The sequence below is a fragment of the Amycolatopsis dendrobii genome (genome assembly GCF_014145675.1).
In the GTDB taxonomy this organism is placed as follows: domain Bacteria; phylum Actinomycetota; class Actinomycetes; order Mycobacteriales; family Pseudonocardiaceae; genus Amycolatopsis; species Amycolatopsis dendrobii.
In genome coordinates, this window is sequence record NZ_JACGZW010000002.1 from 145,099 (window position 1) to 170,759 (window position 25,661).

Genomic DNA, 25,661 nt, shown 5'->3' on the forward strand with positions numbered 1-25,661 from the left:
CGCGCTGGGGCCGAACCTTTGCAGGCCACGCGCGACCGGAGCACAAGAGCCGGTCGCGCGTGGCCGTTTTTACGGCCAGCGCCCGAAAACCGGCTCGCGCACGAAAACACGAAGAGGCTCTCCGTGCCGCCTCCGACTCGGCACGGAGAGCCTCTCCGCGTGCGGTGAGGTGCCCACGCGCACGTTGTCCCAAACGCCGAATCCGCGGGAAAATTCCGGTACCGGAAGAAAACCCAGGTCAACTACGTGCGCGCGACCGAATTTTCTGTGCCACCCGACGCCGGACCCAGACAATCCGGACGATCGACACGACCAGTACCGCACTCCACACCACCGCGAGCGTCGCCAGCAGCCCCAGCCACGCGTTCCCATCGTGCAGTCCTGGCTTCGGTGGCACGCCATAAGCGCGCCACAGCAGTGGAAACGCCACGAAACCCAGCACCGCGGTCACCAGCGCGCCGACCTGTACCGGCCCTCGCCACGGCTGCGGCAGGACCCGAGCGAGCAGCACGCCGACGACACCCGCGACCGGAGCGAACACCGCGTCGTTGACGATCGGACCGCCGCCGATCCACAGCACCGTCGTGAAGCTGTCCGGCCACGCCGGCGCCGCGTAGTCGAGGAACAGCACGATCCCGTACGCCAACGCCGCTAATCCGGGCAGCGCCAGCAGAATTCGCGCGGTCTTCACCGCACCTCCAGCTTCTCGACCCACTTCGTCTGCAGCACACCCGGCCGGCTGGGCGCGATCACGCGGCACGGATAGCCGTGGTCGAGGTTCAGCACCTCGCCGTTCAGTTCCAGCGCCAGCAACGTGAGCGGGTCGGCGGTGTGCTCGCCAGGCAGCACACTGACGCCGTACAGACCGTTCTTCTCCAGCGACGACACATGCACGTCTGCACCGGGCGAACTGCCGCTAGCGCGCAGCAGGTCCGGGAACGAGATGCCGCGCCACGTCGCCATCTGGCTCCACCCTTCGACACACGCGATCGGCAAGTCCACAGTGGTCTGCGGCAACGCCCGCAACTCGGCCAGCGTGAACTGCCGGGTCCCCGCCGGAGTCACCACATCCAGTCGCCATCCGGGGTCCTGCGCGGCCCGTGCGACCTGCGCTGCCGCGGCCGTTCGGTTGACCGGCAACTTCTGCGTGCCCTTGTCTGATCGCCACGACAGCCCGGAGACGTTCCGCAGCGCGGGGACGGTCGCTCCCGCGGTGGCCAGTACGGCGACTCCGGTCGCGATCCCCGTGGTGGTCAGGAATCCGCGGCGCGACAACCCGGGGCCAGGCTGCTGGACTGGCTTGCGTTCCCGGGTCAGCGCCCGCCGGAGCACCGGGAGTTTCACCGCGACGTGCACGAAGATCGACCCGATCGCGACCCACGCCACCGCGTAGTGCACCTGCGGAAAGTAGAAATTCCACGGGTAGTTCTGCGCGACGTTCAGCAGCCCCGAACTCAGCTCGAAGAAGGCCGCGCCGGACAGGACGAGGATCGACAGCCTCTCCACCGCGTGCGGCACCGAGCGCACCAGCGGCCGCTCGAACAGCTTCGGGTAGACGCTCCACAGTTTGGCCAGCAGCAGCGGAATCGCCGCGATTCCGGACAGCACGTGCGCACCCTGCGTGACCCGGTACAGCCAAACCGGCCGGCTCGGCCAGAAGAACCATTCAGGCGGATGTTGGATCAAGTGGCTCAGCAGTCCGGTGCCGAAGCAGATCAGGAACGCGAGCCCGAGCAGACTGCCGACCCGGGCCGTCGCGCGCTCGCCGTGCGCGCCGCCCTTGAATTGCTCCGCCTTCGGGACCCGGCGATCGACGGCACGGGCCCGTTCGCCGATCTTGGCTTGTGCTGCGGTAACCCGCTCGTCGAGGCCGCGCCACGCGGCTGCCAGCCGTTTCACGCGCGCGCCAGCTTCGCGAACCAGCGACGGCCGCGATTGGTCGTCCACACCACTCGAAACCCAGTCCGCACCGCGATTTCCGCAATGGCGTCGACTCCGACCCATGCCCAGGTGAACCACCGCCCGTCAGCGGGATCCGGCCGCAGGCGGACGTGGTCCTGGCGCACCCCTTGGCCCGGCTCCTCCAGTTCCACGAGCACGTTGCCGTCCGGCGTGAGCAACTCGTGCACTCGCCGCAGCAGCGCATCGGGATCGCCGCCGATCCCGATGTTGCCGTCGGCCAGCAGCACATGATTCCATCGTCCCTCGCCAGGAAGGCGAGTAAAAACGTTGCGCTGCAACGCACTCGCCCCGCGGCGCCGAGTCAGCCGCACCGCGACCGGCGAACTGTCCACGCCGAGAGCCACCACGCCTCGGCGCGTCAAAGCGGCAGTCAGCCGACCGGGTCCGCAGCCGACATCGAGCGTCGGACCCTCGCACGCGTCCAGCAGCACGGCGTCGCCCGCACCGCAACCGTCTGCCCAACGTCCGACCGGAAGCTCTATCCGGTCGCCGTTCGCGAGCTCCAGCCAGCAGTGATGGCCGAGCAGTCCGCGATCGAATTCCCGGCCAGTCGCGAGTTTCATGCCACGACTCCCACCGCGTCGACCGCGGCCGCGAACCTGCTGTCCGGCCGGATCGCGGCGACTCGCGACGCGTCCTCCATGGTGTCCACATCGGACAGTTCGGGCAGTTCGCCAACTCGGAGCCCTGTTGCTTCCAATGCCATGCGGGTGCGGAATCCGGTGTCTGGACGCGACATCGGAACTCCGGCGAGCACTTGCGCCTGCCGCGGATCAGCCAGCCCAAGCCCCCACCAGCCACCGTCTTCCGCGCGGCCCAGCACTGCGCGGCTGGCTCCGCTGACGACCGGCTTGATCGCCGAAGCCAGCAATCCAGGGGAGACCTGGGGCGTATCCATGCCGATCTGCAGCACGGGCAACCCGGCATGCACCGCAGCTGTGTCGGAATGCGCGTTGGCCAGCCGGGTACCGAAATCCCAGCCCCGCTGTGCGATCACGGTCGCCTTCCGCAACGCTCGGCCGATTTCGGCCCCCCGCGCTGCTTCCGCGAGGTCGCCCGTCATCGCCACCACGGTGATCGCGCCGTCCGTGGCGAACGCAGCGTCCAGCGTGTCCAGCAGTGCGGAGGCGGCGATCTCCGCGGCCTGTGCCGGCGTCGCCGGAGGGCACAACCGAGTCTTCGCGAACCCCGGCACCGGGGCTTTCGCGACCACAAGCAGGCAGAACGTCATCGGGCCAACACCCGCCCGAAGTCCCGAACGGCTCGCGCCGTGCCGCGCATCGAACCGGACACCTTCGATTTCGTGCCCCGCGCCCGTTCCCGGTAAGCGACGTCGAGTTCCTGGACCGCCCAGCCCGCGCGCTGAGCCTTCACCAGCAGCTCAAGCGGATAGCCGAACGCCCGGTCCACGACGCCGAGAGCCAGCAACTCCCGGCGACGCACCGCCCGCAGCGGCGCGATGTCCCGCACTGGCAGCCCACGAGACCGCAAGAGCAGCGAGAGGACGGCATTGCCTGCTCTTGCGTGCCACGGCCAAGCCGCCCGAGACACCGGCACTCGGCGCCCGACCGCGAGGTCGGCACCATCCACGACCGCCGCGACCAGTCGCGGCAACTCGGCCAGATCGAGCGATCCGTCTGCATCCGCGAAACAGACGATGTCTGCGGTCGCGTTCTCCAACCCGGCGTGGACGGCGGCACCGTAACCGCGCCGCGGCTCATCGACGACTTTCGCGCCGTGTGCGGCGGCGACACCGGGGGAACCGTCACGCGACCCGTTGTCCACGACGATCGCGCGATACCCTGGCGGCAGGCTGGCGAGCACGCCGGGCAGCGCGGCCGCCTCGTCGAGGCAGGGAAGGACGACGTCCACTCCGAATTCGTTCACGAGGCGTACGGTAAGTCTGGAAAGGACAGTGCAGAACCCTTGCTGTGCTTACCAAATCCTGACGTTCGCCAAGATCTTACCGACTTCTCACGGATCCCCCGGAAACCTGCCGGGCGGCCGCTCCCGGGGTTATCGTGACCGGCGATGAGCGAGTCGACGAAGGCTGCCCGGCTCGCCGAGCCGCCGTCCCCGGTTCCCGTCCGTCCCCGGTTCCGCGCCGATCTCGTGACGGTCGGCGTCACCCTCGTGGTGATCGCCGCCGCGACCGCGGTTGGCGTGTACTACAACCGGCCCGGTTCGGGCGTGGTGATCTACGCGTTCGCGCCGCCGTTGTTCGCGCATTGGCTGCCGCACGTCGGCCCCGGCTCGGTGTTCGCCGTCCTGATCGCCGCTGGCGTCGTCCTGTACGGCCCGACTCTGGCCGCCCGGCTGCGGTGGCGACGCGCCCTCGCCGCGGGTTACTTGGCTTCTCTCGCCTGGATCTTCTCGCTCGCCATGGTGGACGGCTGGACGCGCGGCTTCGCCGGCCGGCTCACCACTCCGCAGGAGTACCTGCACGAAGTCCCCGGCATCACGGACATCCCGCGGTTCCTCCGCGAATTCTCCTCGCGCATCCTCGATTTCCAGCCGAACTCGTGGACCACTCACGTATCCGGCCACCCGCCCGGCGCGACCCTCGTCTTCGTCTGGCTCGACCGCCTCGGCCTCGGCGGCGGTGCCTGGGCGTCGACCGCGGTGGTGCTGGTGGCCGCGCTGGTCGCGGTCGCGGTGCCAGCGACGATCGCCTTGCTCGGCCGTCCCGACGCCGCTCGCGCGGCGCTTCCGTTCGCCGTGCTCAGCCCAGGTGCGGTGTGGCTGGGCGTGTCCGCGGACGGCCTCTTCGCTGGCGTGACCGCCACCGGCATCGCGCTGCTCGTCCTCGCGTCGGCGGGCTTCCGAGAGCGCCGTGGTTACGCCTGGCCCACGGCGTTGGCAGCCGGGATTCTCATCGGCTTCGGGATCTTCCTCTCCTACGGCCTCGTCCTGCTCGGCTTGATCGCGCTGGCCGTCGCCGTGCTCGGCAGGCAGTGGCGGGCCGCGGCAGCCGCTGTCCTCGGTGCCGTTGCCGTGGTCGCCGTGTTCGCGCTCGCCGGTTTCTGGTGGTTCGACGGCTACCACCTCGTGGTCGAGCGCTACTACCAGGGCGTTGCGCTGGTGCGGCCGTATTCCTACTGGGTGTGGGCCGACCTGGCCGCGGTGGCGGTCGCCTGCGGACCGGCAGTGGTCGCGGCGGCCCGGCGGGGGATGGCTACCGCGATCTTCTTGCCTTCTCGCCGGACGATCCTGCGCGATCCGGTGCTGCTGATCGTGGCGGCGGCCGTGCTCACGATCGTGTTCGCTGATTCGTCCGGCCTGTCGAAGGCTGAGGTAGAACGGATCTGGCTACCGTTCGGCGCGTGGCTGATCCCGGCCACGGCGCTGCTTCCGGCGGGCCACCGCCGCTGGTGGCTGGCCGGACAGGCGGTGGTCGCGCTCGCGGTCAACCACCTGCTGCTGACGAACTGGTGAGGTGAGGCATGGAGGACCAAGCGGGTCGCGTGCTCGTGGTGGACGACGACGAGACCGTGCGCGACGTCGTCCGCCGTTACCTCGAAACCGCCGGTTTCACCGTCGATCTGGCCGGCGACGGTGCGGCGGCTCTCGCTCGGTTCGCCGAGCGCGTGCCGGACCTGGTGGTGCTCGACGTGATGATGCCCGGCCTGAACGGTCTGGAGGTGTGCCGTCGGCTGCGGCAGACGAGCCAGGTGCCGATCGTCATGCTCACCGCGCTCGGCGAGGAGGAAAACCGCATCGCCGGACTGCAGCTGGGGGCCGACGATTACGTCACCAAACCGTTCAGCCCCAAGGAACTCACGCTGCGCGTGGCGTCCGTGCTGCGCCGGGCCCGGATGCCTCGGCCCGAGCCGCCGACGGCTGAACTGACGGACGGCAACCTCCGGCTTCAGATGACCGCCCGCCAGGCGACGCTCGACGGCGCGGTGCTGCCGCTGACCACGCGCGAGTTCGATCTCCTCGCGTTCTTCCTCTCTCATCCCGGCGTCGCGTTCAGCCGAGCCGACCTGCTGGAAAAGGTGTGGGGCTGGGACTTCGGCGACCAGTCCACAGTGACGGTCCACGTGCGCCGGTTGCGCGAGAAAATCGAACGTGACCCGGCCAAACCGGTCCGCGTCGCGACGGTGTGGGGCGTCGGCTACCGCTACGACCGGACACAGCCGTGATCGGCTCGGGCGAGTCGGCGTGGGACCTGTTCGTCCACGTCCTGCACATCCTGCCGCTCGCCTTGATGTTCGCGCTGCCGGTGGCGGCGCTGGGCGGACTCGCGCTTTACCTGCTGCGGCACCGGTCGCTGGCCACCACGATGACCACGCTCGTGCTGACGCCGGTCGCCGCGATGCTGGTCGGGATCCTCGGCGTGAGCGGCTTCATGTTCACCGAGGCCCTGACCACGGAACTGCTGGTGTGCTTGCTCGTGGCACTGGTGGCGGTACCCGCGGCGATGGTGCTGGGCCGGGTCATCGCGCGGCGCAGTGTGTGGGAACGCGAGGCGCGGGACCGCGAACGCGCGGCGGAAGCGTCGCGTCGCGAACTGGTCGCGTGGATCAGCCACGACCTTCGCAGCCCGCTCGCCGGGATCCAGGCAATGGCGGAGGCGCTGGCCGACGGCGTGGTTTCGGAGCGCGCCGAGGTGGCCGACTACGCCCAGCGCATCAGCGGCGAGACCACCCGGCTGTCCGGCATGGTGGGGGACCTGTTCGAGCTGTCCCGGATCACCGCCGGCGCACTCGAACTGAGCATGTCGGCGGTGCCGTTGCGCGACGTGGTGAGCGACGCGGTCGCCGCGCAGGCACCGGTGGCTGACCGCAAACGCGTGCGGGTGCTGGAAAACGCGTCGGCGTGGCCGGTGGTGTCCGGCAGCGATCCGGAGCTGGCGCGGATCGTGCGGAACCTCGTGTCCAACGCCATCCGGCACACTCCGCCGGACGGCACGGTCGCCGTGCAGATCGGCATCGACGGAGACCAGGCGCTGCTGGCTGTGGACGACGGCTGCGGCGGGATTCCGGACGACGAGATCAGCCGGGTCTTCGACGTCGCCTTCCGCGGCACACAAGCCCGCACCCCTGACCGCAGCGGCACCACCAGCGGCGGCGGGCTGGGCCTGGCGATCGCGAAGGGCCTGGTGGAGGCACACCGGGGACGGATCGGCGTGCAGAACCACGGCCCAGGATGCCGCTTCGAGGTGCGGTTGCCGTTGGCAGCGTCCTGATCTGTCTATTGCAGACGGTCAGGAAGCGGCGACCGCCGAGATCGGCTCCACGGTGCGGTCGGCCGCGATCCGGAAGAACGGCTCGTCCGGGAAATGCGCTGCCGCGACGATCGTGCCGGTGCCGACCACTTCGCCGAGCCAGCGGCGGCGGGTCAGCTCCGCCTGCCCCGGATCGGCGTCGGACGCCGCGCCGATCGTCGGATCGGCCATCTGCTCCGGAATCTGGAAGACGTCGCCGATCAGGACGGCGCGACGGTCCTGATCCGCGGCTTCCAGCACGTGATGCCCTGGCGTGTGTCCGGGCGCATGCCGGACGGTGACGCCGGGAGCGACCATTTCGCCGTCAAGCAGCGGACGCAGTTTGCCCTGGGCGCGAAGGGTTTCCAGCGCTACGCGGCCGCGGTCGTGCCGCCCAGCCGGTTCGATGAACGCTGCCCAATCGGGCGCGCCGTACCGCACGTCGGCATTCGGGAAGTACGGCTGGCCGTTCGGTGCGACCCAGCCGATGTGGTCGGCGTGCAGATGAGTCAGCACCACGGTGTCGATGTCTTCGCGGCCGACTCCGGCTTCAGCGAGCGCCGCGGGCAAGCCTCCGGTGTGCTCTGCCTCGGCGTCGCTGACCACCGGGTGCAGTTGCTCTTTGGAGTGCTGCGGCAGATGCGGCTCGCTGGACGCACGCGGTCCGAAACCGGCGTCGACCAGCACGGTGCGGCCGCCCGTCCGGAGCAGGAATGCTCCGATGACCACGGGCACGGTGCTCGGCGCCGAGCGCTTGCCCTGAAGTCCCGGGAAGAACGACGACGGCAGCTGCAGCCGTCCGTCGGTCAGTGCGTGGATTTCGATGTCCCCCACCACGATGGAACGCATGCTCAGCATCAAGATCCGGTCCGGTCGATTCATTCCGGAACGTGATCTTCACCTCATCGGGTGACGGAGGCTCGCAGCTCCGCGGTGGCGAACGCGGCGATGCCCTCCGCGAAGGAAGTTTTCGCCTGGAACCCGAGCAGCTCCCGTGCTCGGGCCGGGTCGGCGACGACGTGCCGGACGTCGGCGGGCCGCGCACCGCCGACGATCCGCGGCTCCGGCCCTCCGCAGGCGCAGGCCAGTTCCCGGGCCAGGTCGCTGACGCTGCGCGGTTGTCCGGAACAGATGTTCAGCGGCGTGAGGTCTGCCTCCGGACCGTCGTTCCGGAGCGCGAGGACGTTCGCTCGGGCCACGTCGTCCACGTGCACGAAATCCCGCTGCTGCCGCCCGTCCTCCAGTACGATCGGCGCTTCGCCCCGCTCCAACGCCGAACGGAACAGCGACGCGACGCCGGCGTACGGCGTGTTCTGGGGCATCCGCGGGCCGTAGACGTTGTGATAGCGCAACGCCCAGACCGTGCCGCCGGTCTGCCGCGCCCAGGCACCCGCGAGATGCTCTTGCGCCAGTTTCGTTGCCGCGTAGGTGCTTCGAGGCAACAGCGGCGCGCTTTCGGGTACGAGTTGCCAGTCCAACTCGGCACCGCAGTGCGGGCAAGCGGGTTCGAATCGTCCGGCGTCCACATCGGACTGCCGGCGAGGCGACGGCGGAACGACACCGTGTTCCGCGCACGCGTAACGCCCCTCGCCGTAGACCACCATCGACGAGGCGAGCACGAGCTTGCGCACCTTCGCCGCGTGCATCGCCGCCAGCAGCACAGCGGTGCCATAGTCGTTGTTCAGCGCATACGAGGGCGCGTCGGAGGGATCGACGCCGTGCCCGACCACCGCGGCCTGGTGGCAGACCGCGTCGACGCCGTCGAGCAATTCGGCGACGATCTCGGTGTCGGTGACGTCACCGCGAAGGAAGCGGTGCCGCTGGGTGTATTCGGGCGGCGTGGTGGAGCCGTGCGCGGTGGACAGCAGGTTGTCCAGCACGACGACCTCGTCGCCGTCGTCGGCCAGCTGATCGGCGATCCGGGACCCGATGAACCCGGCGCCGCCGGTGATGAGCACTCGCACCTCGCCGACGCTAGGCCGCTTGCCCCAGGGTGCGCGCGGCCTGCGCGGACCACGTCACCGAATCGTCAGAAATCACCGGGCCCGTGGCGGCGAAGCGGGCCCGGAACCGGATACGGTGTCGGCATGGAACGGAGCGCACAGCGGCTGGGCCGGGCACTCGTGGTGATTGTGGACGACCGGGTCGCGCACGGGGAGCACGAGGACACCTCCGGGCCGCTCGTCACCGAGCTGCTCGAGGAGGCCGGATTCATCGTCGACGGCGTCGTGGTGGTCGAGGCCGAGACCGCGGGCATCCGCAACGCGCTCAACACGGCGGTGATCGGCGGGGCGGACCTGGTGATCACGGTCGGCGGCACCGGAGTGTCGCCGCGCGACCGCACGCCGGACGCCACCGCCGGGGTGCTCGACCGCCCGATCCCGGGCATCGGCGAGGCCCTGCGCGCCTCGGGGCTGGCCGCGGGCGCGGTCGACGCCGGGATCTCCCGCGGTCTCGCCGGCGTTTCGGGCAGCACACTGGTGGTCAACCTGGCTGGCTCGCGCGCGGCTGTGCGCGACGGCATGGCGACCCTCTCCTCGCTGGTCCCGCACGTGATCGACGAGCTCTCCGGCCTCGAAGAGGTCTGAGCCCGGCCGTTCGGCGGCGGATGTCTCTCTGCACTTGTCAAACAACAGGTGGGACGATGGACCCATGCCGCACGAGGAACGACGCCCCCGCGCAGACGAGGCTCAGCGCCGCCGCCGGGTCGACGAGATCTTCGGCGACGTCCTGCCGGAGACCACGTCCGATGAGCGGGGCCGGGGCCCGGAGACCACTCCGGATTCGTGGTATCTCGAGAACCGGCCCCCGCATCACGATCGGTGACCCCTCAGTTGCCGCGGCTGGAGGGGCCGTTGCCCTGCTGCGCGCGCAGCAGGTCGCGGATTTCGGTGAGCAGCTCGACGTCCGTCGGCTCGGCCGGACCCTTCTCCTCGCCGCGCTTGCGGCGCTCCTGGATGTGCTTCATCGGCAGGACGATCAGGAAGTAGACGATCGCGGCGACGATCACGAAGTTGATCGCCGCGTTGATCACGCCGCCGAAGTCCATGAACGTCGAGTCGTTGCCGTGCAGGACGTTGAAGCCGAGGCCTTTCGCCGCGTCCGAGCCGCCGAGTGCGTTGATCAACGGCTTGATCAGGCCGTTGGTGAACGCCGTGACGATCGCGGTGAACGCGGCGCCGATCACGACGGCGACCGCGAGGTCGACGACGTTGCCGCGCATCAGAAAGTCCTTGAAACCTTTCAGCACTGCTGCTCCCAGGGGATTCAGGACAGGCGTCTGGCCGTCTTCGGACAGCCGTCGCCCGTCGGAACAGGGTCGGGTTAGCGGAGAGTAACCGTTACCGGTCGTTCGAGCGAGGAAGCAGCGACCTGCGTGGCAACCGGCGCCGGCAGTGCGAGAAGGACCAGCGGACCCTTCTGCGGCGGGCCCAAGGTGTGGTTCCCGGCGTCGTCGGAACGCCGGACGGTGACCACCGAAGCCCCGCTGGCCAGCACGGACGCGGAATTTGTGGTATCCGCGCCCGCGACGACGTCAACGCGCTGGCCCGGCTGGAGCAACTCGGCGACGGCCGCGTCGGCGAGCCGGACGGCCACGGTGACCGTTCCGGGTTCACCCGTTACGGGGAGGTTGTTGCCCAGAAGCCGGACGTCGGTGATGGGCTCGCCGGCCCGCGCCGCGCCGGACAGAAGACGGCCCACTGCCGCGTCGGCGGCCGCGAGCGAGCCGGACGGCCGGAGGTCCTCGGGCAGCGCGACGGTCCGCACGTCGGCGGCGCGCAGGACCGAGCCAGCGGGCAGATCGCGTGCGGAGACCACCGTCAAGGCGGCGGGTGCGCCCCGTGCGGAGGGCGGGAGGAACAGGACGAGCAGGCCGGCCAAGAGCAAGGCCGCCGCGAGACACCGGCGGAGCATCCGGGCTCGCCGCCCGCGCGGTAGACGGACGTCAGGCAGCGCGGGAAGGCGGCTGAGCAAGGTGTTCACGGTTGTCCCCTCGTCGGTTCCGGTGCGGCGGAATACCGCACGAATCCGACGTTAAGGACGTCGCGAACCGGCCGGAAGAGCCGATTCGCGAACCTGTGGACAACTGGCCCCTTGTGGATAACTCGGGGGTCAGGAGGGCGTGGAAGCCGTTTTCGTCGTGCTCGTCGTGGAGGATGTGTTCGAGGACGAAGAAGACGTCGACGAAGAGGAGGTGGTGGACGACGAGTCGGACTTGGCGCTCTCGGTCTTGGCCGGGGTCGCGGAGGTGCTCGACTTGCTCGAATCACGCGAATCCGTGCGGTAGAACCCGCTGCCCTTGAAGACCACGCCGACCGAGCTGAAGACCTTGCGCAGTGGACCGGAGCACTGCGGGCAGACGGTCAGGCTGGGGTCGGAGAAGGACTGCACCGCCTCGAAGCGGTGGTCACATTCCTTGCAGGCGTACTGGTACGTGGGCACTGAAGCTCCTTCATGCACTGGCACTCGACCTACAAGAGTGCTAACCCAATTGTGCTGGACGGCATTCCCTCAGCGCAATTACCCCTTGCTCACAGTGCGGGCGAGGAAGGGGCGTCGGTGGGTTAGTGCTGGTCAGGGCGTCCGGGGTATCGGCGGCTGGGTGACTGGACTGCGGCTGGTCCGGTCGGTCGGGCTGTCGGCGGGCTGGTGGGCGGGGCCTGGTGCGGCCTGTGGGCGGGCTTGCTCGCGGCGGTTTTGGCAGTCGTGAGGAGGCAGGCGCTCGAGTGGGTTGTGTGCCGATGCGCGGTTTGGGTGGTTCGAGGCTGGACGGCGGTCAGCGGATTCTGGCGGCGGGGTGCCTTGGCGGTCATCAGGCTCGGCGGTTGGCCATGACGGTGGTCATCGGGTTCGGGCGGCGGCATTGAACACGGGTGGCCGATCGAGTGGTCTTGACCACTTCCGAGCCTCGTGCGCCGAGTCGAGACGCGCTGCGCCGGATCGCTCCGCGTCGAGCTGAGCCGCGCCGAGTCGAAAGAGCCGCGCCGTGCTTAGCCACGCTGCGCCGAACCCGCGCTGATCCACGCCGCACTGTGCTGCGCTGAGCCGCGGCCTTACCGAGCAGTGGCAGCCGTTGGCAGCTGAATGAGGCCGGAGGGCGTCAGGACGGCGGTCATGGGCACGTCGTGCGGTTCGGCAGGGAGACGGTCGACGACCTCCTCCGCGCGCACCACAGCCACGCGGGCGGTGTCGGGCGCGGCGGTCAGGGTGCGGTCGTAGTAACCGGCTCCGCGGCCGAGCCGGGTGCCGTGGCGGTCGACGGCCAGGGCTGGGATCAGCAGCACCTGCGCCGAAGCCACCGCAGCGGTGCCCAGGCGCGGGCCGGATGGTTCCAGGACGCCGCGGAGACGTCCGGGGACCAGGGTGTCTGGGCCGGTGTATTCGGACCAGCCGAGTGGGCCCGGCGTGTCCGGAATGACTGGCAGCAGGACGCGTGCGCCCGTCGCGGCCAGGGCGTTTACCAGGGAGAGCCGACCAGGCTCAGTGCCGAAAGGGAGGTACGCGCAGACCGTTTCCGCTTGGATGGACGACGCCGCGGTTGCCAGGGCGGCGGCCTCGCGAGCGTGGGCTTCGGGAGGCAGTTCGGCGCGGGCGCGAAGGATTCGTGTCCGCCACTCCGCCTTGCTCGGGGTCTCATTGCCCGGCTCGTGCATGAGACCAGGTTAGGCTTTGCGCCCATGACGGGCGCCTCAACCACCCAGACCTTCAGAACCGCCATCGTGCCTGCCGCAGGCCTCGGCACGCGATTCCTGCCGACCACGAAAGCGGTGCCCAAAGAGCTGCTGCCAGTAGTCGACACGCCGGGGATCGAGATCGTCGCGACGGAGGCGGCGAGTGCGGGAGCGAAGCGGCTGGTGATCGTCACCTCGCCGGGCAAGGAAGCTGTCGTCCGGTACTTCGAGGCGAAGCCGGACCTGGAGAAGACGCTCGAGGACAAGGGCAAGACCGAACTGCTGGCGAAGGTTCGCCGCGGGCCGGAGCTGCTGGACGTCGAGGTCGCGATCCAGGAACAGGCACTCGGGCTCGGGCACGCGGTCGCCCAGGCCGAGCCGAACCTCACCGACGAGGACACCGCTGTCGCCGTTCTCCTGCCCGACGACCTCGTGTTGCCCGCCGGGGTCCTCGACCGGATGTCGGCCGTTCGCGCCCAGCACGGCGGAAGCGTGCTTTGCGCCTTCGACATCCCGAAGGAACAGATCTCCCCGTACGGCGTCTTCGACGTCACCGACACCGACGACCCGGACGTCAAGCAGGTCCACGGCATGGTCGAGAAGCCAAAGCCGGAGGACGCGCCGTCGACCTACGCCGCGGCTGGGCGGTACCTGCTCGACCGGGCGATTTTCGACGCGCTGCGCCGGATCGAGCCCGGCGCGGGCGGTGAGCTGCAGCTCACCGACGCGGTCGCGCTGCTGATCCAGGAGGGGCACCCCGTGCACATCGTCGTCCACCGCGGCGGGCGGCACGACCTGGGCAACCCGGGCGGATTCCTGCGCGCCGCCGTCGATTTCGCGCTCGAGGACCCGGATTACGGGCCTTCGCTGCGCACCTGGCTGACCGAACGGATCGGAAACGATCGCCCATGACGGACTCCCTCGATTCCACCCCAGCCATCCCGACCGAAGACGCGACCGAACCTGCGGTCCAGGCCGTCGCCGCGGCGGAATCGGCGGAAATCGTTGCCTCGACGGAGGAATCCGCCGAGTCCGGCGATTTCCGCTCGGTCGACGAGCAGATCGCGCTGACCCTCGACGCCGCCGTGCGCCCGCGTCCGGTTCGCGTCGCGATTTCCGAGGCGCAGGGCCTGCTCTGTGCGGAGGAAGTCGTCGCCGAGCACGCGCTGCCCGGGTTCGACCAGGCGGCGGTGGACGGTTACGCGGTCCGGAGCGTCGACGTGCAGACCGCTGGACAAGAACCGGTCCAGTTGCCGGTCGTCGGCGAGATCCCGGCTGGCTCGCGGCAGCCGCGACGGCTCCAGCCGGGCCAGGCGGTTCGGGTCGATACCGGCGCGCCGCTTCCCACGCTCGCGGACGCCGTCGTCCCGACCGCTTACACCGATGGGCACCAGGCCAAGGTGACCATCACTCGGTCCGTGCCATCGGCCGGCTACGTGCGGCGGGCCGGTGAGGACGTGCAGATCGGCGACGTCGCGGTGCGCAAGGGCGACACCATCGGCTCCGCGCAGGTCGGGCTGCTGGCCGCGGTCGGCCGCGCGAAAGTGCTGGTCTACCCGCGGCCGCGGGTGTCGATCGTGTCGGTCGGCGACGAACTCGTGGACATCGACCGCACGCCGTCGGTCGGCCAGGTCTACGACGTCAACTCGTACGCGCTGGCCGCCGCCGCGCGCGACGCCGGTGCCGAGGTGAGCCGGGTCGGCATCGTGCCGGGCGACCCGAAGCGGCTGCGCGAGGTCGTCGAAGGACGGCTGCTGATGTCCGAGATCGTGGTCGTCGCGGGCGGGGCAGGCGGGTCTTCCGGCGACGAGGTGCACGCCGCGCTGTCCGACCTCGGGCACATCGACCTGACGCGGGTCGCGATGCATCCCGGCTCGGTGCAGGGCTTCGGCAGGCTCGGCCCGGACTCGGTGCCGACGTTCCTCATCCCGGGCAACCCGATGAGCGCGCTCGTGGTGTTCGAGGTGCTGGTGCGGCCGCTGATCCGCACCGCGCGCGGCACGCGCAACCCGCACCGCCGGGTGGTCGGGGCGCGGCTGCTGTCGTCGATCACCTCGACGAAGGGCCGTCGCGGCTACCTGCGCGGCCAGTTGCTGCGCGACGAGGCGAACGGCGAGTACCTGGTACAGCCGCTCGGGACGTCGGGCGCGCACCTGCTCGCGTCGCTGGCCGAGGCCAACTGCCTCATCACCGTCGAGGAGGATCTCACCGAGGTAGCCGCGGGCGACCAGGTCAAGGTCACCTTCCTCGCCCAGCGCGCCTGATCCGTGGCCGCACTCGCCGACTCGGTCGAAAACCGGCACCCCGGCTGGCCCGCCACGCTCGGCCCCCTGCGGATCCCGGCAGGCATGCTCGCCGTGCGCCCGGTGCGGCTGCGCGACGCCGGCGAGTGGAGCCGCGTCCGGCTGCGCGACCGTGAGCACCTCGAGGAGTGGGAGCCGACCGGGATCGGGCCGTGGGCCGACCGCAACGCGTTCTGGTCGTGGCCGTCGCAGTGGGCGGCCCTGCGCGGGCTCGCGCGGCGAGGGCAGTGCCTGCCGTTCACGATCACGGTTGACGGAAAGTTCGCGGGGCAGATCACTGTCGGTAATGTGATCCGCGCCGCACTCCGGTCGGCCTGGATCGGGTACTGGGTGTCGTCCGAGCTCGTACGGGGAGGCGTGGCCACCGCGGCCGTCGCGCTCGTGACAGATCACGCTTTCGATGCCGCCGGGCTGCACCGGCTGGAAGCGACCGTGCGGCCGGAGAACAACGCGAGCATCCGCGTGCTCACGAAGGCCGGATATCGGCAGGAAGGGCTGTTCGAGCGGTACCTCGACGTCGCCGGGGCCTGGCGTGACCACCTGTGCTTCGCCGTGACGAAAGAGGAGACCGGCGACGGACTGGTGTCCCGGCTGGTGGCATCCGGCCGCGCCGACCTGGCCTAACGGTGACTACGCGTTCTAAACCGATCACGCGTTACCACATCCTGTGAGATTCACCTAATGCGGTGATGCATTTTCGTGATCGAACCCGGCGAGTCTGCGCCTCCTGTGTGACTGTTGTGGCTAGCGTGACTACAGCAGAGGATCGGGGGAGGTGACGGGAGATGCCCAGTTCGGTGATCATCGTCGCGCTCGCCGCGGCATGGCTCGTCGTTCTCGTGCCCATGGTGGCTCGCAAACGCCAGCAAGTCGCGCGGACGCCAACCTCCGCGCTGGCCGCCCGGGTAGTGCGAAGGGGCAGTGCTCGCAACGAGGGACAGGAGGACGACGCCGTGTCCGACAACGCGAATCCTTCGGTGGAGGATGATCTCGCCGAACTCGAGGCGGAACTCGACGCTGACCTGGACGAGGAGCCCGAACCCGAGCCGGAGCCGCTCCCGCAGCCCGCTCGCGCCGAACGGGCCGCCGCGCCGCGTCGCGAACGCCGCAGCTACCGGCCCGGCCGAGGCGGCTTCGACCCGGAAGCGGCGGAAATCGCGGCCAAGGCCAAGTACGCGTTCCGTCAGCGAGTGGTCGTCATCCTGCTGATCGCCGCCGTCGTCACGGCCGCGATCGCCGGATTCGCGCTCTCGCTCGCCTGGTGGGCACACGCCGCGGTCGACATCGCCCTCGTCGGCTACCTCGTGTACCTCCGCCGTCAGGTCCGCATCGAGAACGAGATCCGGCAGCGCCGGATGGCCCGCTATTCGACGACGGCTCCTGCTCCTGCTTACGAGGCGTACGACTCTTTCGAGGAGGAAGAGGAAGACGTCGAGGTCGTCGCACCCGAGGTGCCGCGCGACATCGTGGAGCGCAAACCGTCCCCGATGTCCCGCATCCGCCGGCAAGCGGTCGTCGTCGATCTGGACGACGAGGACCCCGCTTTCGAGGAACTCGCCGAGCCCACCGCGGGCCCGTACCGCCGGGCAGTCGGAGAGTGACCCCCCGCTGTTCGGTGCCTGGAGGGCGCTGCTAAGCTTTCCAAGCACTGAACAACAGGGGCTCACGCTCCTAGGGGCTGTAGCGCAGTTGGTAGCGCGTCTCGTTCGCATCGAGAAGGTCAGGGGTTCGATTCCCCTCAGCTCCACCCTAGAGGGCTTACTAGAACATTGGACCAAGTCCATGCCCGCTAGTAAGACTTCAAGATCATTTATAACGCGAGGGGTGTCTCCAAGTTTGGAGACACCCCTCGCGTTATGTGTGTGCGGCACGTCCGTGGTTTCAGGATCAGACTTGTCACTCGTCGCGTGCTGGTAGCGCTTCTCGACTGAGTGCAGCGTGGCGAACGGTTCTTGCCAGTCGTAGTCGGTGATGTCTTCATCCTCGATGAAGATGTGCTCGAAGAGCGCCTGGTTGAGCAGCCGTCGTTGTTGGTCGTCGCAGCGCCGGTACAGCTCCTGTGGATCGTCGAGCAGCGTGAGGCACAGTTCGACTAGCCGGGCAGCTTCCGAGACTTCTTCCGTGGTCTCGGCCAGTCGTTCGGTGACACGCTGGCGCTGCCGTCCGATGTCGCGGAGCCTCTCTTTGATCTTCTCCCGCGGGATTTCGTCATCGCCGGAGGCGAGGTCGATCAGTTTTCCTTCCTTCGTGTCGAGGTCGCGGAGCTGCGTTGTGAGCTGCTGATGCAGCAGCTGTGTGGCGGCCTGCTCGTCCTGGAGGGTGGCGGCGACATGAGCGCGGACGTCTGCGATGAAGCTGGGGCTGAACTGGATGGTCGCGTAGTGCCTCTCAACCGCGTCTTCGATGTGGAGGACGTTGATGTGCGGCGAGTTGCAGGTGCCACTCTGCTTGTTCCGGCAGAAGAAGTAGGTGTACTCGTACCCGCGCGAGTTGACGGTGTGCTGGATGATCATGCGCGACGTGGTGCCGTTCTTCTGGCAGCGGCCGCAGAACAGCGTCCCTTTGAGGTAGTGGTGATGCACGCGTCGGCGCTCCTTTGCGGCGGTTCGTGAACTGGCGATGGTTTGGACCTGCTCGAAGAGAACGGGGTCTACGAGGGATTCGTGGCGACCACGGATCTCCTCGCCGTCGTGTGTCACGAAACCGAGGTAGTACCGGTCGCGCAGCATCAGCGACAGCTTGTTGATTGAGACTCGCTTGGCTGGCCGACGAGGGGACGGGCGAGTCCGGAGCCCGCGGTCGTAGAGTTCGTCGTCGAGGTCGGCGAGGGTGTAGTCACCTGTCGCGTACAGCTCGAAAGCCAGCTTGATCAGGGGTGCGCGCTCCGGATCGACGGCAATGGTGCGAATCTCGCCGCCGTCGGGCTTCGGTTCACGGACGTTGAGGTACCCGAGCCGGGCGACCCCGACGGTGCCGCCGTTGCGGACCTTCTGACCCATTTTGTAGCTGATGTCCGCGCCGCTGGCTTCGGACTGGTACTGGTCGACGGCGTGCAGGATGGTCTCCACCATGGCGCTCTCAGGGCTTTCGCCCATGTCGAGGATGGTGGAGACGACCCGTGTGCCGACCTTCTTGAGGTCGCGCTTCGTGATGCCAGCGTCAACGCTGTTTCGGAACACCCTGTTGAAGTGATAGACGATGACGTAGTCGATGTCCTTCTGGGACTTGACCCAGGCGATCATCTCTTGGAAGGTCGGGCGTTTGTCGATGCTGGTGGCTGTCCGGCCCGGCTCAACGAACTCCCGCACAATGTCCGCGCCGAGCTGCTCGGCTTTTTGCTGCCCTGCAAGGCGTTGAGCAGGGATCGATATGCCTTCAGGGTTGTAGTCAGTATTGACCTGGCCTGGCGTGGACACGCGTAGGTAGAGCACCGCTCGTTTGCGGTGTACATCCACAGCAAGCTTCGCCACGTGGCGATTGAGGGCTTGTTCGGTCATTTTGCCTCCTCTCTCGTTGGCGCAGATAATTTATGTGTGTCGTCTACGTGAGGGCTGACTTCCCTGGACTACGAGTACATATTTTCAAGGGCGGCGGCGTGATCTTGGGTATCTCCTGGAGATTCTGGCAATCTTCTTGCTGTCTGTTGTTACATGGATATGTCTTTGACGGCAATGTTGACGGCAACGCAGCCTAATTTCCATGTGCGCGCATGTGTTAGCACGACATTGCTTATAGAGGTCAAGCGCTGCTCCACGGTAGTTCCGAAAGCTCTGAAGAGCCTTGTGTCCCCAGTTCGAATCTGGGAGGAGCCACCAAAGAAAGCATCCAACCCTTCGGGGGTGGATGCTTTCTTTTGTAGAGACTTCGAGTTCGTGCCAAGGTTCGATTTTGAGCCTTGACGGCAATTTTGACGGCAATTCTCTCTGTTGGCGGTTTCCGCGAATAGTCGTCCTTCGACCTTCCTGAGGGCAGCACGCTTGTTGTCTAGGCCAACGTGCTCGTAGATACCCGTGGTGCGGATGTCGCCATGCCCAAGGATCGCCTGAGTGTCACGAGCGTGAACCTTCAGATCCTTCTGTGCAGTAGCGTTGCTGTGTCGCAGCCCGTGGATAGTGATCCGCCGCAGGCCCTGTTGAGTGCAGATACGGAAGAACGATCGGGCAAGGTTATGAGACTCCAGTGGGCGGCCGGTTCGGGTGGTGAACACCAACTCGTCCTCATCGTTGGTGCCCTGCCATGCCTCTCCGGCTTCGGCCCTGGCAGCTGCTTGAGCGTCGCGCTGACGTAGGAGCGCCTCGCGCGCGGTCGCGAGCAGTGGTTCGTCTCGTTCGCTGGTTTCGGTCTTGAGCTCGACTTGCCGCAGCTCGCCATCGATGCGTTGGACTTGCTGTCGGATGCGGAGTACGCCGTGGTCAAAATCGACGTCGCGCCACCGGAGGCCGACTGCCTCACCGCGGCGCAACCCGTAGAGCGCGAGCAGTACGAAGACCGGATAGAGCGGATCGGTGCGGGCGGCATCGAGGAAACGTGATGTCTCCTCTGGTGTCCAGTGGCTGGCTTCGGTTGCTCGATAGCGCGGTAGTTCGACGAGGCGAGCGACGTTTCGCATGATCAGCTCCTGCCGCATGGCGTAGGTCAGGGCCGCGCTCAGAACCTTGCGTGTCTGGTGGATCGTTGCGACTGACTTACCCTCGGCGATGAGGTCGTCAAGAAAATTCTGTACGATCCGTACCGATAGGGCATCCAGTCGGAGATGGCCAAGCCGAGGTTTGATGTAGAGGCGCACGATCGACTCGTGGCGCTTTCGAGTAAGCGGTCGGCGCTTCTCTCGCTCGAGCCAGAAGTCTAGATAGTCGGCAATCTTCCACATCTCCTCGGCTGGGAGTATTCCCTGCCGCGCTTCTTCAATCGTGCGTGTCAGCTTCTTATGGACTTCTTGCCTGGTCTTGCCGTATAGACGAATGCGCTTTCGCGTACCGCTCGAGGTTGGCAACATGACGGCACCCTCGTAACGTCCATCTGCTCGGCGGTAGAGGGTTCCTTCGCCGTTTGCCTTGCGACTCATCGCGAGAATTCCTCTTCGCGGAGCGACTCGATGAGTGCAGTAAGGTCAGGCTCCGCGATAAGTCGTCGACGTCCGATGCGTATCGTCTTCAACTTTCGACGATTGATAAGGGTATAGACTTGCCACCGGCTTACTCGGAGGCGCTCGCTCGTTTCGTTCACTGTAAACAGTCGTGGTGGTTTGGCGTCTCGATTTGGTGAACCTTCAGGATTCGTATCCTTCATTGGCACCTCCTTCCTGTAGGTGAGTTTTGTAGTGTGAATCGACCTGGTTGCAGTAGTCAGCGATCTCGATGCGCGCCTGCGTAGGTAGATGTCCATACTTCGCATGGATATACGGCGTGATGCTCGGAAGGTCTTGCGGCGTAACATATCCGACAACGGCGAACAAGTCGGCGAGCGGCACGTTAAGGGCGGTTGACAGCTGCTTCAGGGTGTCCGGGCTAGGTGCATGGATGGCACCTTGCTCGAGCCGGGAGACGGTTCCACTGTCGATGCCAGCCGAAGCCGCGAGGCCACGAACGCTCTGCTTGCGCTGAGCGCGTAGGTCTTTGAGATATGCGCCAAATTGGCGCGCGGATTCGTCCGTCATGCGTACAAAAATTTCCCTTATTTGTTTCCCTATTTTACCTCCGTTTGCGCAGGAAAGCACCCATTGTTGACAATTACGCAACAGGATCCCGAATTGCGGGATTCCGCGATGTCTTGACGCTGCAGGTCGGCAGCGGTGGTTAGCGCATGAACACATGGAATTTTCCATTGAATTCAACGACGTCCCAGGTGGCGAGGACTGTTCTTGCCAGGCGCTCTCGGTCCAGCACGATGTAGTCTTCGAAGCCCCAGCGTTCTGCGACTTCCTTGATCGCGGCTTTGAACCCCTTGATCTCAGTCAGAGTGTCGAGGATCTCGCTCAGGCTGGCGAAGCTGCCGATGTGGAAGTCGGCGAAGCGTTGGACGAGCTCGTCGCTGTCCGTGTCGATGTTTTTGAGCTGGAGGAAAGCCCAGAACGGCGCGCCGTGCTCACGGAGGCCGCGTTCGACTGGCGTAGCACCGTCGCTCTGGTGACCAGGTCGCCCGGCAGGCTGCTTGATCAGGTAGAGCCCGAGCAGGTCGGCGAGTTCTTTTGTCTGCGGGTCGCCAAAGTTTGCGTGGATCTCGAGTTCACGGGCGAGTCCGACGTGGTCGACGGTTCCGGTCACGGCGTAGTGGTGCAGGGTGCCGGGAACGGGGATTCGGTTGGCCAGTTCACGGGCGATGACGCGGGCACCCCAGTCGGGGATCTTCTCGCCGTCGCCGCCGGCCTCAGAGACGGCGTCGAAGATGACGTCGGCTAGGGCTCCGGGTTGCGGGACGCTGCCGGTGAGGTCGATCTCGCCGGAGTCCAGCTTTTCGCGGTTGGGTATGTGGCGATCCCTGTCGTCAGGGCTACGTGGGTGTTGTTCCAAGTGGTACCTCCTTTCGGTGTGTTGGATAGGTGGGCGGGCCGGTGTCAGCGCGTGAAGACGTGCACCGTGCCGTCTGGATCACGCAGGACGTGCCAGCTGGCGCTCGCGTCCTGGGCGATCGCGGCGTAGTCGAGCGTGACGTACGGCCGGATCAAGGTGTCGGTGATGCGTCGATCGAGTTCTTGATGCCAGCCAAGGCTTTCTGCCAAGCTCCAGGCCCACGCCTCGGGCGACTGGTAGCTGCCGACGTACTCGCTCGGGAAGTCGGCAAGCCTTGTGTAATCGTGGTCGATATGACGGACCCAGGCCGTAAACGCGCGGCCGTGCCGGACAAGTCCTTGCGCTAGTTCGGCGATCGCGGCACTGGTGCTGACGGTCGAGAGATCGATGTCGTCGAAGTCTTCGGTGGCGCGGACTACCCAGAGCTTGGCTCCGGGTACGGGCGAGCTGGCCAGCATTGCGTCGATGTCGGCCGCGATGTCGTCGGCGGACTGGTTGGCGTCGACCCACAGGCCGTGGTCGATGCCGCGCTCTGTGCTGGCGAGGTCGGTGACGTAAACCCGCGGCTGGCGGGCCTGTTGCCGTTCGGCAGTGCGGTGCCATGGATCGGTGTCGGCGTCATCGACCGGTTCGGTGTGTTCTGGTTGCGGTTCCATTAGGGTGTCCCTCCTTTCGGTGTGAGTAGTTGGGTGTGCGGCGCGGGTTCGGCCACGGTCGGCGGGCCGGGTGCGCCGCTGGCCATGAGCTGTTTGAACTCGGCTGTCGTGACGACCTGGAAGAGGTCGCGTTGAATAGCCGGGTCCGCCGCAAAAGCGGTAGAGAGCGCCCGTCGGCGCGCGGCATCCGGGACCACCCACCCAACCGCGGGAAAGAGCCCGTGGCGCGCTTGATAGCCGCCGGTCGCGGCGTAGCGCTGGTACGCCTTTGCTTTGCGCACCACCACGGTGGGATGTTCGGTCGCGAGATCCGCTTCGAGGTACCAGTGGTCTTCGAAGTCGCCGCTGACGGTGATGGCGAACAGGTCGGGCTTGAGCCATTCGAGCGTGCCGTGCGGGCCGGTGAACGATCGCCAGCAGGACGGTTCGGTCTCGATGGTGGTCACCTCGAGGTCGCCGGCCTGGTCGAGCTCGCGGAGGGTGACGGCAAGTTCGGCGGTCGCGAGGGTGTGTGCCGCAAACGCGGTGCCTGGCTCGATGAAGCGACGGCGGTACTTCTTGCCCTCCATGGTGCGGATTAGGCGCTCGCCGGTCGCACCGAGCTGCCAGGTAATGCCGGATGACCCGGCCCGGACGCCACCGATCCGGCGGGCGAGCCGAGCGACGAGGTTCTTCGCCTCGAGTCTGGTCAGTACGCGCATGACCGCCCCAGCCGCTGCACCGAGACTGGCGTGGCCGCGGGCGAAATGCAGCCTGCGGATGTGCGCGGTGGTGAGCAAACGGTGGGCGCTGATCGACTGCAGGATCGAGACGTCCCGGTCCGACAGATGAACCAGCAATGCGGTGACGTCAGCCGGGCTCATCGCGCGCCTCCCGGCCCCGCCTGGTGACCCCCAAAGTGGGGGTCAGTCCCATCCCAGAAGGGGATAGGTAGGGGGTATGACCTGCGGGTATGCGGACGGGTGGTCAACCTGAAGATACTGGCGAACATACGGGCGGAGACACTGCTTCTGGTGTTCGTCGATTTGTTCATGTCGTCCTCCGCTTCCGACCGATTCGCTTGATAGGCGGAGGAGTTGATGGAGGTATAGCTGTTTGCGGCTGGCTGTCGGTTTCCGAGGCGTCGTGCACCGTGTCTGTGGGCAGCGGGCCGTAGTTGGCCTGCGAGGCGGCCCGGACCAGCGCCGGGTCGATGGTCGGCGGCGTTGGCGGCAGCGTCTTGACGAGCGCCCAGCCGGACGGATGGCCGCCTGCCACGAGGTTGGCGTAGGCGTGGAACTGCGGCAGGGCCATAACGTCCTCGGGTGTGAGGTCCGGGGCGAGTTTGGCGGTGTCGCGGGCATCCTCGTACTCAGTCGCGAATTGGAGCTTGGAGCGGGCGTTCAAGTCGACGGCCGTGCGTAAGGGACCGGGAAACTGGGAACGGAACTGGGCGGCCAAAAACCAGCCGACGCCGAGCGAACGCGATACGGCGAGCGCGTCGGCGATCGATACGGGGAGGTGCAGGAACCTCGGAGCTTCGTCGATGAAGACGGTCGCCGGGTTCTTGGCCACCGCCGGGTCGCTGGCGCGTTCCTGCGTGGCCTGCCAGATGTCAGCGACAGCCAAGCTTCCGAGCAAACTGGCGGTGCCTGGCCCTATGAGACCTTCATTGAGCGGGAGTAGAACGATCTTGTTGTCACGGAACAGATCACGGAGCCGGAAGCGGCCGCTGCGCTGGTCCAGCATCCGGATCAGCGCTGGGCGCAGCAAGAATTGGCGGAGCTTATTGAGCGGACTCGCGATGGCCCCGGCTTGTGCCTGGGGCGACTGTCCGTCGTACCAGGCCCAGAACCCAGCTAGCGCCAGGTCGCCCTGGATGCGGCCAACCTGTCGGTGGCGGAAGGCGGGGTCGGTGAGCAGCCGGGTCAGATCGACGAGTGTGGCTGGTTCCGCTGGGGTGCTGGCTCTGGCCAGGGTGCGTAGACACGCCGAGAAGATGTCCTGCGTCCGCGGTCCCCAACCGTCGCTGAAGACGGCGGCGAAGACGGCCAGGATGCCGTCGACCACGACATCGGGGTCGCGCTGCCCGACGTCGAGCGGGTTGAAGCCGACCGGTGTGGCGTCACCGGCGTTGAGCTCGACAACATCGTCGATGCGGCTTTTGGGGATGCGAGCCATGAGGTCATCGATGAGCTGCCGCTTGGGGTCGAGGACCGCGACCGGCCTACCCGCCTCGATGTCGGCCAGGATGAGGTGCTGGATGGCGCTGGTCTTGCCGGAGCCGCTTGGGCCGTAGGCGATCCCGTGGTAGGTCTGGTCCTGCGGCGAGATACCGATCTGGCGGGTGTCGCCTGGTGCCGCGCTCGTCGCGAAGACGCGCGGGCCGATGTGGACAGTGGGCGCGGCGCGGAGCACCTTGGGGTGGAGCGGCGGAAGCCCCGGCAGTTCACCGTCGCCAATCGGCCAGCCGAGTAGGCCCACCAGTTCCGCCGCCGCCAGGTGCAACGGCCAGCGCCGGGGCAGCCGGGCTTCGTTGAGGGCCGCTGCTTTCTCCGGTGCCAAGCTGATCTGTACGCCCGGACTGCGCGCCGTGGAGATGGCGCTCAGCAGCCCGGTGACGAAGCGTCGCCGCCGGTCGCCGTCGCTACTGGCGGCACCGAGCCGGATGGTGACGCGAAAGCCAGCTTGGGAGACCCGTTCCTCCAGGCGCTGCCGTGTTTCGGAGCTGGCAGGCCTGGTGCCGATCGTGAGGGCGTCGAGCAATGTGCTGTCGGGGTCGGGCGTGCTCCGATGAACTGGTCGTGGGGCGTGCCGCGGGCCGAGGACGATCTGGAGCACCAACGACTCGCCGGCGTGGAGACGGACCGCTAGCGCCGAGAGCAGGGCGAGCGTCGTCTGCTCAGCGGTGTCCGTGCGCAGGGGCAGATTCGCGGACTGCAGCCGGAGCTGCCTGGCCACGTTGACCGCGGGCCGCGGGTCTGGGCCAGTCGACGCGGTACCCGTCAGGATCGTGCCGGGCAGCAGGTCGCCCAGCAGCCGCCGGAGCGGATGGACGTCGCTGGTCCGGCAACCGAGTAGATGTTGGGTGTCAGCGACGCCTGCGCGGGCTTCGAAGACGACGCGCGGCTCGTCCCGGTCGGACGCCAGACGCTCCAGGAACCGGAGCACTGCGGGGAGTTCCAGCGGACGCGGCAGGTGCAGCTGGGAGAAGACAAGGGAGGTCGCCTCAGGCACCATGGCGACCGCCATTCTTCCCCGGCGGGGGCGTGACGCTGCTGTTGGCTGGTCGACCTTCGGCGGCTTGCGCCTGGGCTTCGCGCTCGGCTTCCGCCAGGGCAAGGCCAATAATGGCTTTGGAGAGCTTTCGC

The 25,661-nt window shown here is 67.5% G+C and carries 27 protein-coding genes, 2 tRNA genes and 2 pseudogenes; 12 read left to right on the forward strand and 19 right to left on the reverse strand.

The features are described from left to right. Nucleotides 1-238: 238 nt before the first annotated feature. Genes H4281_RS04775 through H4281_RS04795 form a run of 5 tightly spaced genes read right to left on the reverse strand, consistent with a single transcriptional unit; the run spans nucleotide 239 to nucleotide 3,834 of the window. Entirely contained in the window at nucleotides 239-691 is a 453-nt protein-coding gene (locus tag H4281_RS04775) for a hypothetical protein (RefSeq protein ID WP_182889658.1), read from the reverse strand. Then, nucleotides 688-1,836 (reverse strand): molybdopterin-dependent oxidoreductase, encoded by a 1,149-nt coding sequence (locus H4281_RS04780; protein ID WP_182890212.1) that lies wholly within the window; start codon nucleotides 1,834-1,836, stop codon nucleotides 688-690. The genes H4281_RS04775 and H4281_RS04780 overlap by 4 nt, the downstream gene beginning before the upstream one ends. 59 nt (nucleotides 1,837-1,895) lie before the next feature. Beyond that, on the reverse strand, nucleotides 1,896-2,525 hold the full coding sequence (locus H4281_RS04785) for a methyltransferase domain-containing protein (RefSeq protein WP_182889659.1): 630 nt from the start codon (nucleotides 2,523-2,525) through the stop codon (nucleotides 1,896-1,898). Next, on the reverse strand, nucleotides 2,522-3,193 hold the full coding sequence (locus H4281_RS04790) for a TIGR04282 family arsenosugar biosynthesis glycosyltransferase (RefSeq protein ID WP_182889660.1): 672 nt from the start codon (nucleotides 3,191-3,193) through the stop codon (nucleotides 2,522-2,524). The genes H4281_RS04785 and H4281_RS04790 overlap by 4 nt, the downstream gene beginning before the upstream one ends. Then, nucleotides 3,190-3,834, reverse strand: coding sequence for a glycosyltransferase family 2 protein (locus H4281_RS04795; protein ID WP_182890213.1), 645 nt, complete (start codon nucleotides 3,832-3,834; stop codon nucleotides 3,190-3,192). Before H4281_RS04795 ends, H4281_RS04790 begins: the two co-directional genes overlap by 4 nt. Before the next feature lie 159 nt (nucleotides 3,835-3,993). Here H4281_RS04795 and H4281_RS04800 point away from each other — a divergent pair, with 159 nt between their 5' ends. From H4281_RS04800 to H4281_RS04810, 3 genes are read left to right on the forward strand one after another with little or no spacing between them, the layout of a single operon-like run. Then, nucleotides 3,994-5,397, forward strand: a complete 1,404-nt coding sequence (locus H4281_RS04800) for a hypothetical protein (protein WP_182889661.1) — start codon at nucleotides 3,994-3,996, stop codon at nucleotides 5,395-5,397. An 8-nt stretch (nucleotides 5,398-5,405) separates the two neighbouring features. Next, nucleotides 5,406-6,107 carry a response regulator transcription factor gene (locus H4281_RS04805; protein WP_182889662.1) on the forward strand — a complete coding sequence of 234 codons (702 nt, stop codon included), beginning with the start codon at nucleotides 5,406-5,408 and terminating at the stop codon, nucleotides 6,105-6,107. After that, a complete protein-coding gene (locus H4281_RS04810; RefSeq protein ID WP_182889663.1) occupies nucleotides 6,104-7,153 on the forward strand; it encodes a sensor histidine kinase in 1,050 nt (349 codons plus the stop codon). Before H4281_RS04805 ends, H4281_RS04810 begins: the two co-directional genes overlap by 4 nt. A gap of 18 nt (nucleotides 7,154-7,171) precedes the next feature. Here the strand turns inward: H4281_RS04810 and H4281_RS04815 are convergent, their stop codons facing one another. Both H4281_RS04815 and H4281_RS04820 read right to left on the reverse strand, forming a co-directional pair. Further along, the gene (locus H4281_RS04815; protein WP_237597321.1) at nucleotides 7,172-8,020 is read right to left on the reverse strand and encodes an MBL fold metallo-hydrolase; all 849 of its coding nucleotides are present in this window, start codon (nucleotides 8,018-8,020) and stop codon (nucleotides 7,172-7,174) included. A gap of 53 nt (nucleotides 8,021-8,073) precedes the next feature. After that, on the reverse strand, nucleotides 8,074-9,135 hold the full coding sequence (locus H4281_RS04820; protein WP_182889665.1) for an NAD-dependent epimerase/dehydratase family protein: 1,062 nt from the start codon (nucleotides 9,133-9,135) through the stop codon (nucleotides 8,074-8,076). 123 nt (nucleotides 9,136-9,258) lie between these two features. Here H4281_RS04820 and H4281_RS04825 point away from each other — a divergent pair, with 123 nt between their 5' ends. Next, a complete protein-coding gene (locus H4281_RS04825; protein ID WP_009083558.1) occupies nucleotides 9,259-9,759 on the forward strand; it encodes a MogA/MoaB family molybdenum cofactor biosynthesis protein in 501 nt (166 codons plus the stop codon). 64 nt (nucleotides 9,760-9,823) lie between these two features. Further along, nucleotides 9,824-9,997: a hypothetical protein gene (locus H4281_RS04830; protein ID WP_182889666.1), complete on the forward strand. Its 174-nt coding sequence runs from the start codon at nucleotides 9,824-9,826 to the stop codon at nucleotides 9,995-9,997. A gap of 4 nt (nucleotides 9,998-10,001) precedes the next feature. On the opposite strand, the gene mscL is transcribed toward H4281_RS04830, so the two are convergent. The 4 genes from mscL to H4281_RS04850 all read right to left on the reverse strand — a co-directional run bounded on the left by mscL (nucleotide 10,002) and on the right by H4281_RS04850 (nucleotide 12,825). After that, a complete protein-coding gene (mscL, locus tag H4281_RS04835) occupies nucleotides 10,002-10,421 on the reverse strand; it encodes a large-conductance mechanosensitive channel protein MscL (protein ID WP_182889667.1) in 420 nt (139 codons plus the stop codon). A gap of 74 nt (nucleotides 10,422-10,495) precedes the next feature. Continuing rightward, nucleotides 10,496-11,155, reverse strand: a complete 660-nt coding sequence (locus H4281_RS04840; RefSeq protein ID WP_312872052.1) for an SAF domain-containing protein — start codon at nucleotides 11,153-11,155, stop codon at nucleotides 10,496-10,498. Nucleotides 11,156-11,284: 129 nt separating this feature from the next. Beyond that, nucleotides 11,285-11,614, reverse strand: a complete 330-nt coding sequence (locus H4281_RS04845) for an FmdB family zinc ribbon protein (RefSeq protein WP_182889668.1) — start codon at nucleotides 11,612-11,614, stop codon at nucleotides 11,285-11,287. Nucleotides 11,615-12,225: 611 nt separating this feature from the next. Then, nucleotides 12,226-12,825 carry a 5-formyltetrahydrofolate cyclo-ligase gene (locus H4281_RS04850; RefSeq protein ID WP_182889669.1) on the reverse strand — a complete coding sequence of 200 codons (600 nt, stop codon included), beginning with the start codon at nucleotides 12,823-12,825 and terminating at the stop codon, nucleotides 12,226-12,228. 24 nt (nucleotides 12,826-12,849) lie between these two features. Here H4281_RS04850 and H4281_RS04855 point away from each other — a divergent pair, with 24 nt between their 5' ends. The 6 genes from H4281_RS04855 (at nucleotide 12,850) to H4281_RS04880 (ending at nucleotide 17,242) form a co-directional block, all read left to right on the forward strand. Further along, a complete protein-coding gene (locus H4281_RS04855; RefSeq protein WP_182889670.1) occupies nucleotides 12,850-13,755 on the forward strand; it encodes a UTP--glucose-1-phosphate uridylyltransferase in 906 nt (301 codons plus the stop codon). Further along, the gene (gene glp, locus H4281_RS04860; RefSeq protein WP_220506749.1) at nucleotides 13,752-15,107 is read left to right on the forward strand and encodes a molybdotransferase-like divisome protein Glp; all 1,356 of its coding nucleotides are present in this window, start codon (nucleotides 13,752-13,754) and stop codon (nucleotides 15,105-15,107) included. The genes H4281_RS04855 and glp overlap by 4 nt, the downstream gene beginning before the upstream one ends. Nucleotides 15,108-15,191: 84 nt before the next feature. Continuing rightward, a complete protein-coding gene (locus H4281_RS04865) occupies nucleotides 15,192-15,770 on the forward strand; it encodes a GNAT family N-acetyltransferase (protein ID WP_220506813.1) in 579 nt (192 codons plus the stop codon). Nucleotides 15,771-15,931: 161 nt separating this feature from the next. Next, nucleotides 15,932-16,747 carry a divisome protein SepX/GlpR gene (gene sepX, locus H4281_RS04870; protein WP_182889672.1) on the forward strand — a complete coding sequence of 272 codons (816 nt, stop codon included), beginning with the start codon at nucleotides 15,932-15,934 and terminating at the stop codon, nucleotides 16,745-16,747. Nucleotides 16,748-16,820: 73 nt separating this feature from the next. Beyond that, nucleotides 16,821-16,893, forward strand: a tRNA-Ala gene (locus H4281_RS04875). A 184-nt stretch (nucleotides 16,894-17,077) separates the two neighbouring features. Further along, nucleotides 17,078-17,242 carry a hypothetical protein gene (locus tag H4281_RS04880; RefSeq protein WP_182889673.1) on the forward strand — a complete coding sequence of 55 codons (165 nt, stop codon included), beginning with the start codon at nucleotides 17,078-17,080 and terminating at the stop codon, nucleotides 17,240-17,242. Nucleotides 17,243-17,587: 345 nt separating this feature from the next. On the opposite strand, the pseudogene H4281_RS46755 reads toward H4281_RS04880, so the two are convergent. Next, nucleotides 17,588-18,643: pseudogene (locus tag H4281_RS46755) on the reverse strand (recombinase family protein); the annotation flags it as partial. 250 nt (nucleotides 18,644-18,893) lie between these two features. Between H4281_RS46755 and H4281_RS04895 the strand changes: the two are divergent. Beyond that, nucleotides 18,894-18,961: transfer RNA gene (locus H4281_RS04895), tRNA-Ser, on the forward strand. Between the two features lie 236 nt (nucleotides 18,962-19,197). Here the strand turns inward: H4281_RS04895 and H4281_RS46760 are convergent. The 7 genes and pseudogenes from H4281_RS46760 to H4281_RS04935 all read right to left on the reverse strand — a co-directional run. After that, nucleotides 19,198-20,211, reverse strand: a pseudogene (locus H4281_RS46760) (tyrosine-type recombinase/integrase); the annotation flags it as partial. After that, nucleotides 20,208-20,531, reverse strand: a complete 324-nt coding sequence (locus H4281_RS46765) for a helix-turn-helix domain-containing protein (RefSeq protein WP_376771818.1) — start codon at nucleotides 20,529-20,531, stop codon at nucleotides 20,208-20,210. The gene H4281_RS46765 and the pseudogene H4281_RS46760, both read right to left, overlap by 4 nt. After that, nucleotides 20,416-20,802 (reverse strand): helix-turn-helix domain-containing protein, encoded by a 387-nt coding sequence (locus H4281_RS04915; RefSeq protein WP_182889675.1) that lies wholly within the window; start codon nucleotides 20,800-20,802, stop codon nucleotides 20,416-20,418. Before H4281_RS04915 ends, H4281_RS46765 begins: the two co-directional genes overlap by 116 nt. A 139-nt stretch (nucleotides 20,803-20,941) precedes the next feature. Further along, nucleotides 20,942-21,655 (reverse strand): hypothetical protein, encoded by a 714-nt coding sequence (locus H4281_RS04920; protein ID WP_182889676.1) that lies wholly within the window; start codon nucleotides 21,653-21,655, stop codon nucleotides 20,942-20,944. Between the two features lie 44 nt (nucleotides 21,656-21,699). Further along, the gene (locus H4281_RS04925) at nucleotides 21,700-22,311 is read right to left on the reverse strand and encodes an antirestriction protein ArdA (RefSeq protein WP_182889677.1); all 612 of its coding nucleotides are present in this window, start codon (nucleotides 22,309-22,311) and stop codon (nucleotides 21,700-21,702) included. Further along, entirely contained in the window at nucleotides 22,311-23,174 is an 864-nt protein-coding gene (locus H4281_RS04930; RefSeq protein WP_182889678.1) for a replication-relaxation family protein, read from the reverse strand. The genes H4281_RS04925 and H4281_RS04930 overlap by 1 nt, the downstream gene beginning before the upstream one ends. 166 nt (nucleotides 23,175-23,340) lie before the next feature. Continuing rightward, the gene (locus tag H4281_RS04935) at nucleotides 23,341-25,542 is read right to left on the reverse strand and encodes a type IV secretory system conjugative DNA transfer family protein (RefSeq protein WP_220506750.1); all 2,202 of its coding nucleotides are present in this window, start codon (nucleotides 25,540-25,542) and stop codon (nucleotides 23,341-23,343) included. Nucleotides 25,543-25,661: the final 119 nt, after the last annotated feature.